The sequence below is a fragment of the Rossellomorea sp. H136 genome, from assembly GCF_056838065.1.
Genome location: NZ_CM166371.1, coordinates 2,192,859 through 2,205,172 on the forward strand (window position 1 = coordinate 2,192,859; position 12,314 = coordinate 2,205,172).

The 12,314-nt window shown below is 38.4% G+C and carries 13 protein-coding genes; 12 read left to right on the forward strand and 1 reads right to left on the reverse strand.

Going from position 1 to position 12,314, the window contains the following annotated elements; all coding sequences use genetic code 11:
* The first annotated feature begins 1 nt into the window (after position 1).
* The 8 genes from ACYH0O_RS11000 to ACYH0O_RS11035 all read left to right on the forward strand — a co-directional run bounded on the left by ACYH0O_RS11000 (position 2) and on the right by ACYH0O_RS11035 (position 9,251).
* Positions 2 to 652, forward strand: a complete 651-nt coding sequence (locus tag ACYH0O_RS11000) for a YneB family resolvase-like protein (protein WP_482632246.1) — start codon at positions 2 to 4, stop codon at positions 650 to 652.
* 105 nt (positions 653 to 757) lie between these two features.
* Positions 758 to 991: a DUF896 domain-containing protein gene (locus tag ACYH0O_RS11005; RefSeq protein ID WP_113968105.1), complete on the forward strand. Its 234-nt coding sequence runs from the start codon at positions 758 to 760 to the stop codon at positions 989 to 991.
* 185 nt (positions 992 to 1,176) lie between these two features.
* Positions 1,177 to 3,180 (forward strand): transketolase, encoded by a 2,004-nt coding sequence (tkt, locus tag ACYH0O_RS11010; protein ID WP_482632247.1) that lies wholly within the window; start codon positions 1,177 to 1,179, stop codon positions 3,178 to 3,180.
* Positions 3,181 to 3,446: 266 nt separating this feature from the next.
* Positions 3,447 to 3,884 (forward strand): sporulation inhibitor of replication protein SirA, encoded by a 438-nt coding sequence (gene sirA, locus ACYH0O_RS11015; protein ID WP_149155623.1) that lies wholly within the window; start codon positions 3,447 to 3,449, stop codon positions 3,882 to 3,884.
* A gap of 84 nt (positions 3,885 to 3,968) precedes the next feature.
* Positions 3,969 to 4,190: a YneF family protein gene (locus tag ACYH0O_RS11020; RefSeq protein ID WP_044337285.1), complete on the forward strand. Its 222-nt coding sequence runs from the start codon at positions 3,969 to 3,971 to the stop codon at positions 4,188 to 4,190.
* A 188-nt stretch (positions 4,191 to 4,378) separates the two neighbouring features.
* Positions 4,379 to 5,500 (forward strand): CamS family sex pheromone protein, encoded by a 1,122-nt coding sequence (locus tag ACYH0O_RS11025; protein ID WP_149155624.1) that lies wholly within the window; start codon positions 4,379 to 4,381, stop codon positions 5,498 to 5,500.
* Between the two features lie 193 nt (positions 5,501 to 5,693).
* Positions 5,694 to 7,442: an ABC transporter transmembrane domain-containing protein gene (locus ACYH0O_RS11030; RefSeq protein WP_482632248.1), complete on the forward strand. Its 1,749-nt coding sequence runs from the start codon at positions 5,694 to 5,696 to the stop codon at positions 7,440 to 7,442.
* 3 nt (positions 7,443 to 7,445) lie between these two features.
* The gene (locus ACYH0O_RS11035) at positions 7,446 to 9,251 is read left to right on the forward strand and encodes an ABC transporter ATP-binding protein (RefSeq protein ID WP_482632249.1); all 1,806 of its coding nucleotides are present in this window, start codon (positions 7,446 to 7,448) and stop codon (positions 9,249 to 9,251) included.
* A gap of 90 nt (positions 9,252 to 9,341) precedes the next feature.
* Here the strand turns inward: ACYH0O_RS11035 and ACYH0O_RS11040 are convergent, their stop codons facing one another.
* Positions 9,342 to 9,518 (reverse strand): aspartyl-phosphate phosphatase Spo0E family protein, encoded by a 177-nt coding sequence (locus ACYH0O_RS11040; protein WP_149155627.1) that lies wholly within the window; start codon positions 9,516 to 9,518, stop codon positions 9,342 to 9,344.
* A gap of 266 nt (positions 9,519 to 9,784) precedes the next feature.
* Here ACYH0O_RS11040 and ACYH0O_RS11045 point away from each other — a divergent pair, with 266 nt between their 5' ends.
* The 4 genes from ACYH0O_RS11045 (at position 9,785) to ACYH0O_RS11060 (ending at position 12,225) form a co-directional block, all read left to right on the forward strand.
* Positions 9,785 to 10,492 (forward strand): cytochrome c biogenesis protein CcdA, encoded by a 708-nt coding sequence (locus ACYH0O_RS11045; protein WP_426892155.1) that lies wholly within the window; start codon positions 9,785 to 9,787, stop codon positions 10,490 to 10,492.
* 123 nt (positions 10,493 to 10,615) lie between these two features.
* The gene (locus tag ACYH0O_RS11050) at positions 10,616 to 10,975 is read left to right on the forward strand and encodes a response regulator (protein WP_482632250.1); all 360 of its coding nucleotides are present in this window, start codon (positions 10,616 to 10,618) and stop codon (positions 10,973 to 10,975) included.
* A 122-nt stretch (positions 10,976 to 11,097) separates the two neighbouring features.
* On the forward strand, positions 11,098 to 11,577 hold the full coding sequence (locus ACYH0O_RS11055; protein WP_482632251.1) for a CcdC family protein: 480 nt from the start codon (positions 11,098 to 11,100) through the stop codon (positions 11,575 to 11,577).
* A 168-nt stretch (positions 11,578 to 11,745) separates the two neighbouring features.
* Complete coding sequence (locus ACYH0O_RS11060) at positions 11,746 to 12,225, forward strand: site-2 protease family protein (RefSeq protein ID WP_482632252.1); 480 nt, start codon at positions 11,746 to 11,748, stop codon at positions 12,223 to 12,225.
* The last annotated feature ends 89 nt before the right edge of the window (positions 12,226 to 12,314 follow it).

The following is a 12,314-nucleotide window of genomic DNA, read 5'->3' on the forward strand; positions in this document are numbered from 1 at the left end:
GATGAAGGCAGTAATTTACTGCAGAGTCAGTACAAAGAAAGATACACAGGAAACATCTTTGGATCGTCAAGAAGAGGAATTAGCAAAATTAGCAAAAGAACACCAATACGAAGTGGTTGCTATCATTAAAGATCAAGCGAGCGGTTTTGAATTAGATCGCCCGGGTGTTCTTGAACTTCTTGATTTGATTAAAGATGAGTCGATTGGGGCTGTTCTCATACAGGACGAAACAAGAATTGGCAGAGGGAATGCCAAAATTGCTCTCATTCATTGTTTATTAAAAGAGGAAGTCAAGATCATCAGTCAAACACATAGTGGGGAGCTTCACTTATCTGAATCAGATTCTATGGTGATTAATATCGTAAGCATGGTTGAGGAGTATCAAAGGAAACTCCATAATTTAAAAATCAGACGAGGGATGAAAAGGGCAGTGGAAAATGGTTTTCAACCTCATAAAAATCTGAAAAATAAAGGGAATGCAGATGGAAGGGAGCGGATTGAAGTACCCGTTGAGGAAATTGTCAGGTTAAGAAAGAACGAACTGACATTTGCTGAAATTGCAGCCACTTTAAGAGGGTTTGGGTATGATGTCTCCAAAGCTACCGTACATAGGCGTTTTAAAGAATATATGTCTTCGTTGGAAAATGCGTAACTCTTGTTTTATCTCCTTTAATCTAGTAACATGACGATAGTATTAAGCTTAACTATTAGTTGTATATTAGATTTTGCTGATTAGGCAATAAAGGAGTTTTTATAGATGCTTTCAAAAACAAAAATGAATCGAATCAATGAACTTGCCAAGAAGTCTAAGAGTAGCGGACTAACCGAACAAGAAGCAAAAGAGCAGTCCAAGTTGAGAAAAGAATACCTGGAAACTTTTCGTCAATCGATGAAAGGGACCATTGAAAATACAAGAATCTTTGATCCGGAAGGTAATGAAGTGACGCCTAAGAAGATTCAGGACATACAAACTAAAAAGAAAATGCATTAATTTAATGAACTGCCCGGTCCATTTTATTTGGACCGGGCAGTTTTTTTCATTTTCCCCCCTTATGTTTTCATAAGGGTTTTTATTTTCAAGGACTATAAAGTCATGTTATCATTCAAGATAGTTGTATAAACTATCAAAGAAGATTAATATTAATAAGGTACATTAAAAGGAAGGATGTCTGACATATGTTTGATAACACAGATCAATTAGCAATTAATACAATCCGTACATTATCCATCGATGCAATTGAAAAAGCAGGTTCTGGACACCCCGGAATGCCTATGGGAGCAGCTCCGATGGCGTATGCACTTTGGACAAGATTCATGAATCATAATCCGAAAAATCCTGAGTGGTTTAACCGGGATCGCTTCGTTTTATCCGCTGGTCATGGATCAATGCTATTATATAGCCTTCTTCATTTATCGGGTTATGACGTTTCAATGGAAGATCTTAAAGAATTCCGTCAATGGGAAAGTAAAACACCGGGTCACCCGGAATACAAACATACCCCAGGTGTTGAAGCCACGACTGGACCGCTTGGCCAAGGAATTGGTATGGCAGTCGGTATGGCATTAGCTGAAAGGCACTTAGCTTCTACATACAATAAGGATCAATACGATATAGTAGACCATTTTACATATTCTATTTGTGGAGATGGAGACTTAATGGAGGGGGTGGCCTCTGAAGCAGCATCATTAGCAGCTCACTTGAAATTAGGTCGACTTGTAGTTCTCTATGATTCAAATGATATTTCACTTGATGGAGAATTAGACAAATCTTTCTCTGAAAGTGTGAAAGGCCGCTTTGAATCCTATGGTTGGCAATATATTCGTGTTGAAGACGGGAATGACCTTGATGAAATTTCCAAAGCAATCGAAGTGGCTCAAGGTGATACTAGCCGTCCAACTATGATCGAAGTTAAGACGGTCATCGGATACGGAGCTCCAAATAAATCAGGGAAATCCGCTGTGCACGGTGCTCCACTTGGTGAAGATGAAATGAAGCTTACTAAAGAAGCTTATCAATGGACTTTTGAGCAGGATTTTCATGTGCCTGAGGAAGTTTACAGCAGATTCGAGGAAAAAATCCAACAAGAAGGTTCTGAAAAAGAAGAAGCTTGGGCTGACTTATTCATAAAATATAAAGAGGAGCATCCAGAGCTTGCTGTCCAATTAGAAGCAGCAATCAAAGGCGGTCTTCCAGAAGGATGGGATCAAGATATCCCGGTATATGAAGAAGGAAATGCACTAGCAAGCAGAGCTTCCTCCGGTGAAGTTTTAAATGCGATTGCAAAGAATCTTCCTTCATTCATTGGTGGATCAGCTGACTTAGCCGGATCTAACAAGACGATGATTAAAGATGAAGCAGACTTTACTCATGAATCGTATGAAGGTCGTAATATCTGGTTCGGTGTTCGTGAGTTCGGTATGGGTGCAGCTATGAATGGTATGGCTCTTCACGGCGGTCTGCACGTATTCGGAGGAACATTCTTCGTATTCAGTGACTATTTAAGACCCGCTATCCGCTTAGCAGCTCTAATGGGCTTACCTGTGACATATGTATTCACTCATGATAGTATCGCTGTCGGAGAAGATGGACCTACACATGAACCTGTAGAACAGCTCGCTTCGCTTCGTGCCATGCCTAACCTTTCTGTCATCCGCCCTGGTGACGGAAATGAAGTTGCTGCAGCCTGGAAATTATCCTTAGAGTCTAAGGATCAGCCTACGATGTTAGTTCTATCGCGTCAGGACCTCCCAACTCTTAAAGGTACTGCAGATAAAGCATATAACGGCGTTAACAGAGGTGCATATGTGGTATCTGCTTCAGGCAAGGAACAGCCTGATGCCTTACTGATTGCAACTGGTTCTGAAGTGCATTTAGCAGTAGACGCTCAAAATGCACTTGAAAAAGAGGGAATCAGCGTATCTGTCGTAAGTATGCCATCTTGGGATCGCTTTGAGAAACAATCAAAAGAATACAAAGAATCTATTCTGCCTAAGAGTGTGAAAAAACGTCTTGCTATCGAAATGGGATCTCCAATGGGTTGGGATCGCTATGTAGGAGACGAAGGCGACATTTTAGCTATTGATGGATATGGTGCATCTGCTCCTGGAGCAAGAGTCATGGAAGAGTACGGCTTTACATCAGACAATGTAGTTTCAAGAATCAAAGCATTGATTCAGTAATAAATTAAAGACATGAAAGGTCGACTCCTTAATACTCTTAAAGGAGTCGACCTTTTTTAAATGTAATTGTCGATGAAAAAGAGTATGTTTGGAAGAGAGTAGGTTAAATGAAGATAAGTCCCTAAATATTACAACTTGAGACAATCACCGATATTTTGAGTTAACTTGCCCTTCGACAAAACTAGTGTAGATTTTCAACAATTTCCGACAATGACTCCTTTCTAGTTGATTTATACTATATGAAAGAAAGGTAGGAGGGTGTAAAGGTGCGAAACTATCAAATCTATTGGATTGAAGAAATGTTTGTTCAGCACTATTATGGTCGGGAAAGAATATTCTATCAGCTGTTTTCCGAATGGGAAGCAAGTTCAGGGGAGCTTCACGATATCATCTCGAAACAAGTAAATTACATTACTAGGCCAATTCCATACCTTCCTACACAAAGACTCCTGCAGCACGAGATCATTAAAATTGAAGGAGCGACTTGGGTTGATTCTGTTGCAACGATTGAAAGGATTGATTCAGGTGCTACACTTGTTCTCAATGAAAAATGGATGACGCTCAATGCTTGGGGGCACGATGAATCTGAATATGTCTTTTTTGAAATCCTGCGCAGAAATATGGGCCAGCTGCTCGCCATTGATATCCAAAATGAACGTTTTGGGTGGTTAAAACCGATAAAACAAAGAAAATTTATATATTAATAAGAAATTATGACAGAAATATTGTATAATGTTTCATGGTTTAGTACACTTTTATAAGGACAACATGAAGGAGGAAGTAAGAGTATGTCAACGACTGGGTTACTTATTCTAGTTGGAGTTCTAGCATTACTTGCTGGAGTTGCACTAGGATTTTTCATTGCTCGTAAATATATGATGAGCTATCTTAAGAAAAATCCACCAATTAACGAGCAAATGTTACGCATGATGATGATGCAAATGGGTCAAAAACCTTCCCAAAAGAAAATCAATCAAATGATGAATGCAATGAATAAGAACATGAAGTAATAGATAGAAGCACTCAGGTGATGAGTGCTTTTTCTATTTGTGACTATACTACTTACGATAATGCGCTTATAACCCGTTCTTTCGTAATTTAGGCTAAAATGATTATTTTAGTCAATTCATAAAAACTTACTGATTATCATTCAGATTAAAATTGAATTTGTGATAGAATATAGTCCGGAGGGAGTTATATGAAAAAATGGATGATTGCTTCACTGTCTCTCATGATTATTGTTGCCGGTTGCAGCAATAAGCCTCAAGAAGTGATGGATGAAGAAACGCTTGAAATTCAAAATAGTGCAGCTGGAGAAGCGCGCGAATATTTAAATTATAAAGTGAACAAAGAGAAGAAGTCAATCAATCGTGGTCTCATAACGATGATGATTAACAACCGCAGTGATATGGATGAAATCGAAACAGGCCTCATGTCTTTATCCACCGAGCATTTTTCACCAGAGGATTTTGTGTACCAGGAAGGTCAATATCTTAAAGATCTAAATTCATGGTTGGGAAGAAAGTCTAAATCAAATAAATTAGGGCTTAATCCTACTCTGGAGATTACGGATGATATGGGCTGGGAAGAACGAATGGAGCTTGAAAAAAAGAATCCCATGTATCTCGCTTATATCCATGAACAGAACTACGTTGACTCAGAAGGGAAAATAAAAGGGATTTCCCTCGGTCTTTCTATGAATACCGTAGATTATATTCGTGTAGAAGATGAAAATAAACTCATGCATTTTGATGAGGTAAAGATCGATGACCAACAGTTAGAAGAATACGGAAAAAAGATAGCTAACACCGTTGTCAGTAGGGTGAAATCCAATAAGGAACTAAAAGATGTACCTATACTGATATCCCTATACAAACTTCAACCATTGAATAGCGTAGTGTCCGGCAACTATATTACTTCCAGTTATGTTGACGAAAATGATAAGACTGTAAAAAAATGGAATGATGTTACGGATAAATATTATTACTTCCCTAGTGATGAAGGGGAAGAGAAAGATCGAGATTTACATAATCGGATACGTGATTTAGAAGATTATGTTTCGAAATATTTTTCACACCAGGATATTGAATTTGTCGGAAAAGCCTTATACCAAAAGGACACCTTGAATAAACTCGTGATTGATGTACATACAGGTATGGTGAAAGAAACAGAACTAATTGGCTTTTCTCAGGCGATTGGCCCCGAGATCGTTGATTACTTCCCTCACACGCCGGTTTACCTATATGTGAAGACACCAAAGGGTTTGAAAGCAACCATTGTAAAAGAAGTGGACCAAGAACCATTTGTTCAAATCCATTAGTAAACTATAAGAACATCTCTTAAGACATTAAGAGGTGTTCTTTTTGTATATTAGGCTTATTAAGGCTCTTGTCGTAAAGCTCTATTAGCAAAGATTGTTGTGTTTATATAGCTTATTTCAAAAAAAGATTTCTCATTTTTTTGAAATTTGGTAAAATAAAGAGTCGATTTATTATAGATACGGGGGAGACAGAATGAAGGTCTTTTTAGATTTAAAGTGGTTTTTTCTACAAGAAAAAAAGTCATATATCACAGGAACCATCCTGCTTTTATTTGTTGCATTTCTTCAATTGATTCCACCAAAGATTGTAGGGATTATTGTGGACAGTATTAAAGCGGACTCATTGACCCGTGAAGACATGTTGAAGTGGATTTTCATACTCATCACCACGGCTCTATCAATGTATGGACTTCGGTTTGTATGGAGGATCATGATTTTTGGTTCGGCGACCAAACTTTCCCGCTTGCTCCGGAATCGTTTGTATCATCATTTTACCAAAATGTCGCCCTCCTTTTATCAAAAGAGAAGAGTCGGTGATTTGATGGCGCATGCCACAAATGATCTTCAAGCAATTCAACAAACCGCAGGAGTTGGAGTATTAACATTTGTAGATTCCATATCTACAGGAGGATTCGTAATTCTGGCCATGGCTTTTACAATCAGTTGGAAGCTTACCCTTATTGCTTTGATCCCAATGCCGTTCATGGCTATGCTGACGAGTTTTTATGGTACTCTTTTACATAAACGCTTTCATAAAGCACAAGAAGCATTCTCATCCTTAAATGATAAAACGCAGGAAAGTGTAACGGGGATCAAGGTTCTTAAGACGTTTGGACAAGAGAAAGAGGATATCGAATCATTTCGAAAGCAATCCGAAGATGTAGTGCAAAAGAATATATCTGTTGCAAAAGTGGATTCCCTTTTCGATCCGACCATTTCAATAATAGTAGGAATTTCTTTCTTTCTATCCATTGTATTTGGGTCAAGATTTGTCGTGAGTGGAGAACTGACAATAGGAGAATTAATCTCTTTTACTACCTACCTGGGACTTCTCATTTGGCCGATGCTCGCATTCGGTTGGTTATTCAATATTGTAGAAAGAGGACGTGCGTCTTACGACCGTGTATCTCTGGTGTTAAATGAAAGGGTAGACATTAAAGATCACGAAAGAGCACTGGATCGAGTTCCTTCTGGAAATATAGAATATAAGATTGAGTCCTTTTCTTATCCAAATGAAGATGCGCATGTTTTAGAGAATATTCACTTTTCCTTAAGGAAAGGTCAAACGTTAGGAATCGTAGGGAAAACGGGAGCAGGTAAAACAACCCTACTAAGATTATTACTAAGGGAATTTGAAGGGTATAACGGAGAAATAACTTTCGGCGGGGAGAAGATCCAGGAATATAAATTAACCCGTTTACGTGAAAGTATAGGATATGTGCCTCAAGATCATTTTCTTTTTTCAGCCACGATTCTTGAGAATATAGCTTTCACTCTTCCACTTACCCCGAAAGAAAAAGTGGAAGAGGCGGCTGCACTTGCACATATCCATGATGATATTATTCATTTCAGTGACGGATACGGTACTGTGGTCGGTGAAAGAGGCGTTTCCTTGTCTGGTGGACAAAAGCAAAGGATCTCGATTGCGAGAGCCCTGTTAATGAATCCAGAGGTACTCATTCTTGACGACTCGTTGTCTGCTGTTGATGCAAAGACAGAGGAATCCATTTTGACATCATTAAAGGAAAATAGAGCCGGAAAAACGACCATGATCACTTCTCATCGATTAAGTGCCATTCAACATGCAGACTTAATCATCGTTCTTGAAGAAGGAAAGGTTATGGAGAGAGGCACTCATAGTGAACTAATGAAGAAAAAAGGATGGTATCGGGAAATGTATCTGCGTCAACAGTTAGAAGAAATAGTGGAGTTTGGGGGATAAGATATGGATACTATACCGACTTTAACGGCGAAAGAGCATCGAAACATTTTTTTTCGCCTAATGAAATATACAAAGCCGCATAAGAAAACGATTTTATTTGCATTTTCGTTATTGTTGTTGACCACGATCGGCGATGTTTTTGGACCAATCATCATCAAGGTCTTTATAGACGATTATTTAACCCCAAGAGAGTTTCCGTACGGTCCACTTGTGGGATTGGGAGCGACCTATTTATTCATACAAATCGGAAATGTATTGATCTCTTACTTTCAATTATTGAAGTTCCAGGAAATAGCCCTGAAAATCATTCAGCAGCTTCGTGTGGATGTTTTTACGAAGGTACAGGGTTTAGGAATGAGGTATTTCGATGAAACCCCGGCAGGAAGTATTGTTTCCAGGGTGACCAATGATACGGAAGCAATTAAAGATATGTTTGTGAGTGTGTTGGTATCCTTCATTCAGGGAGCATTCCTATTAACAGGTATCTTTATCGCCATGTTTGCACTCAATACACGGCTTGCCTTCTTCTGTTTATTTATTTTGCCGCTCATTTTTATGATTATGAATCTTTACCGCAAATTTAGTGCCATCTTCTATCAGGATATGCGTGAGAGATTGAGTCAGCTTAATGCAAAGCTTAATGAGTCTCTTCAGGGAATGTCCATCATTCAAGTTTTCAGGCAGGAAAGAAGACTAAGAGAAGAATTCGGCGATATTAATGAAAAACATTATTTAGCAGGAATGAAAAATATTAAAGTGGATGGATTATTATTAAGACCCGCCATTGATCTGGTGTATGTGGCTGCCTTGATAGTTGTGTTAAGTTATTTTGGCGTGACATCATTCAATCAACCAATTGAGATAGGCGTATTATATGCATTTGTAAATTATCTGGACCGATTCTTTGAGCCTGTCAATCAAATCATGATGAGACTATCCATGTTTCAACAGGCTATCATTGCCTCTTCCCGTGTCTTTAAGCTGCTGGATGAAAATGAACTCTCTCCTGCACAGAATGTAGATATTCATTCGAAAGGCACAATCAGTGAAGGGGAAATAACATTTGACAATGTTTCGTTCTCTTACGATGGGCAGAGAGATGTACTTAAGAATATTTCATTTACTGCAAGCCCGGGAGAAACAGTTGCTCTAGTAGGGCACACAGGAAGTGGTAAGAGCTCAATCATCAATTTACTCATGAGGTTCTATGAATTTGAACGTGGGAATATTCTAATAGACGGTCAAAACATTAAGTCTTATCCAGTAGAAGAGCTCCGTGGGAAAATGGGGCTTGTCCTGCAGGATCCATTTCTCTTCTTCGGAACGATCAGAGATAATATCAAGCTTCATTCCGAAGAGTTGACGGATATAGAAGTGGAGGGAGCTGCCACATTCGTTCAAGCCAATACTTTTATAGAAAAACTACCTGATGCATATAGGCATCCAGTGGTTGAAAGGGGATCAACGTTTTCGAGTGGCCAAAGGCAATTAATCGCTTTTGCGCGAACCATCGCAACCCGACCGAAAATCCTTATCCTGGATGAAGCAACGGCCAACATCGATACGGAAACGGAAGAAGCTATTCAAGAGGCGTTATCAAGGATGAGAAAAGGAAGAACAACGATTGCCATTGCTCACAGGCTTTCTACCATTCAAGATGCTGACCTGATCCTGGTCCTTCATCAAGGAGAAATTGTAGAGAGAGGAAGTCATCAGGAATTACTTGTTCAAAAAGGCATTTATCATAAAATGTATCTTCTACAAAATGGTTTAGCAGATGGCATAGAAGATGCCATATCTGGTTCTTAAACGTATAAAAGGCAGACCATATAGAAGAAGGGTCTGCCTTTTGATCGTTAATATTTATATTAGAATAGTATAATTGTAATCAATAATGCTTTAGCTTATTTGAGGTGAGCATTTTTTTATGTATAGGGAGTTGTAGCTATTTAACAGACGATCAAGTTCCTGACTAAATTGAATAGCTTGAGGTGACGTGAGTCCATTTTCAGCAACAATATCAATTAATTGAGCACGCTTTTTTTCAATTCGTTCGAGAAGCTCTTTTTTAGACACGGCTGTTTCCTTTCTTTTGTATGTCCTTACAAAGGGAATACAAAACTAGTAATAACTGTAACTTTTTATTAGTATAACGAAAATCGAACTGTTTTTCAAAGCAAAATTATTGGTTTTTATAAAAAGAAAAGAGAGTTTAACACATTTGAAAAAGTAAAATGTGAATGTAATATAATGGTCACAAATCTTTCACACAAACATTCCTCATAGAAACCGGTTTTGTTTGATAGAATAGAGATATATACTGAAATGTAGGAGTTGTAAAAATGTCTGATATTAATATTTTCTTAGCATTTGGAGCTGGTTTCCTAAGCTTCATCTCTCCATGCTGCCTTCCATTATATCCCGCTTTTCTTTCTTATATAACAGGAATGAGTGTTAATGAGCTCAAAACGGATAATGCGATGCTTCAAAGAAGAAGTTTATTACATACGTTATTTTTCTTAGTCGGTTTCTCGGCAATCTTTATCGCAATCGGTTTCGGCACTTCCCTTATCGGAAACTTCTTTTTGGATTATAAAGATCTCATTCGTCAGCTTGGGGCTATCTTCATTGTCGTATTTGGATTGGTAGTCGTCGGAGTATTTACCCCTGAAACATTGATGAAGGACCGTCGCATTGAATTCAAGAATAGACCGGCAGGCTTTTTTGGCTCCGTATTAATCGGAATGGCATTCGCGGCCGGTTGGACACCATGTACCGGACCGATTCTTGCTTCCGTTCTGGCCCTTGCCGCCTCTAATCCAGGTTCGGGCGTTATGTATATGACAGCTTACGTATTAGGATTTGCAATTCCGTTTTTCATTCTGTCATTCTTTATCGGAAGAATGCAATGGATCAGAAAAAACAGTGGGAAGATTGTAAAGGTAGGAGGGTATGTGATGATTGTAGTAGGGATCATGCTGTTCTTTGATTGGATGACTGTCATTCTAGCTTACCTTACTTCTGTATTTGGAGGGTTCACTGGGTTTTAAACCAACAATGCAATAGAATTGAATATACAGTTCATTACGTTTTATGGTATAGTTAAAATGGATGAAACAGGAAATAATATTCAACAATAGACACCGGGTAGCGTATACGAGGAGGAAACATCTGTGGCAACGATACTTGTAGTGGATGATGCGAAATTTATGAGAATGACACTTGGAAGCATGCTTTCCTCTGGCGGTCACGAAGTCATAGGAGAAGCAGAGAATGGAATTATAGCCGTAGAACAGTTTCGTGAGCTTCAGCCCGACCTTGTGACAATGGATATCACGATGCCTGAGCTGGATGGAATAGAAGCGGTTAGGAGAATTTTATCCGAGTTCCCCAAAGCTAAAGTAATCATGTGTTCAGCTATGGGACAGCAAAAGGTAGTGGTGGAAGCCATTGAAGCGGGAGCAAAGGACTTTATTGTGAAACCCTTTGACGAAGTACGGGTAGAGGAAGCCATCAAAAGAGTATTAGGATGATAAAATCGAAAGAGAGGTTAAGGCACTATTTAATCTCTCTTTTTTGTGTTTTCGTTTTTCTCTCATTTGGGCTATAATAGGGAAAGGTATGAAAGTAGAAAATAAAAGGTTGATGATGGTTTATGATGATTGCTTCATCCATTGTTGCGATTTGCATGGGTTTTATGGTGATATTTATTAGAATGAAGGCTCAGAAAAAGCCTGTTAGCAGCAAGAAGATTATCTTACCTCCTTTGTTTATGAGTACAGGGGCGTTAATGTTCTTATTTCCTGTTTTTCGAGTCACTTTTGGACAATTTCTAGAATCGATTACCGTAGGAATGATCTTTTCTATATTGTTGATTAAGACTTCCAAATTCGAAATTCGTGATAATGATATTTATTTAAAACGGTCTAAAGCGTTCGCGTTTATTTTGATAGGACTCCTATTAATACGAATTCTCGCCAAGTCCATTCTTAGTGCATCGATTGATTATGGTGAACTTAGTGGAATGTTTTGGATTCTTGCCTTTGGTATGATTGTTCCATGGAGAATCACCATGTATCTTCAATATAGAAAGCTGCACCAGGAGCAACAAGACGTAACAACGAATTCAATTTAATTCCTAAGGAAAAAAAGCAGGGTGATTCCTATCACGCTGCTTTTTTTGTAAATTTCTTCACATAAGATTACGATTTCTTTACAAAGCAAACCAATATGCTTAGGGTTGAATCATTTAGGGCAAAGAGAGAGATGAAGAAAATCACAAGAGATATTGGTGGGATAAGTATTGTTTACGCTGGCAGATATTTGGACGTTCTTCCTTGCATTCTTTTTAACATTGCCATTGGTCACCATCGTCCACGAAGCAGGTCATATCTTCGTCGCTCGCATATTTGGTGCAAAGATAAAATTTTGCATTGGAACCGGAAAGCATTTAATGAGCATTGGTCCATTGGAAGTGAAGAGAATGTATTTTATGGAAGGTTGGTGTCAATATACAGAATTGAAGTATAACAAGGTGTGGGTTCATGTGCTTATTTATATGTCTGGAAGTTTATTTAACCTGTTTGCAATTTTAGCCATTAACTTCCTGATATTTGAAGGGGTCATTCCTGTTCACATCTTTTTCTATCAATTTGTGTATTTCTCCGTTTATTTTATATTCTTTTCATTGTTTCCGTTTCGGAATGGAGAGGGGAAACCAAGTGATGGACAAGCAATACTTGACGTCATTAGATACGGAAAGGCAGAAGATCCCATTGATTAATCATATAAAAAGGTAAACGACTATCGTTTACCTTTTTTTGCTTTCTTCCATTTGTAAAATAGAAATGCCGCACCTATGATAAAAATTAA

Coding starts and splice junctions, on each gene's coding strand:
- ACYH0O_RS11005 (WP_113968105.1), top strand. CDS start 758: ATGCTTTCAAAAACAAAAATGAATCGAATCAATGAACTTGCCAAGAAG.
- ACYH0O_RS11035 (WP_482632249.1), top strand. CDS start 7,446: ATGGATACTATACCGACTTTAACGGCGAAAGAGCATCGAAACATTTTT.
- ACYH0O_RS11055 (WP_482632251.1), top strand. CDS start 11,098: ATGATGATTGCTTCATCCATTGTTGCGATTTGCATGGGTTTTATGGTG.
- tkt (WP_482632247.1), top strand. CDS start 1,177: ATGTTTGATAACACAGATCAATTAGCAATTAATACAATCCGTACATTA.
- ACYH0O_RS11000 (WP_482632246.1), top strand. CDS start 2: ATGAAGGCAGTAATTTACTGCAGAGTCAGTACAAAGAAAGATACACAG.
- ACYH0O_RS11025 (WP_149155624.1), top strand. CDS start 4,379: ATGAAAAAATGGATGATTGCTTCACTGTCTCTCATGATTATTGTTGCC.
- ACYH0O_RS11020 (WP_044337285.1), top strand. CDS start 3,969: ATGTCAACGACTGGGTTACTTATTCTAGTTGGAGTTCTAGCATTACTT.
- ACYH0O_RS11045 (WP_426892155.1), top strand. CDS start 9,785: ATGTCTGATATTAATATTTTCTTAGCATTTGGAGCTGGTTTCCTAAGC.
- ACYH0O_RS11030 (WP_482632248.1), top strand. CDS start 5,694: ATGAAGGTCTTTTTAGATTTAAAGTGGTTTTTTCTACAAGAAAAAAAG.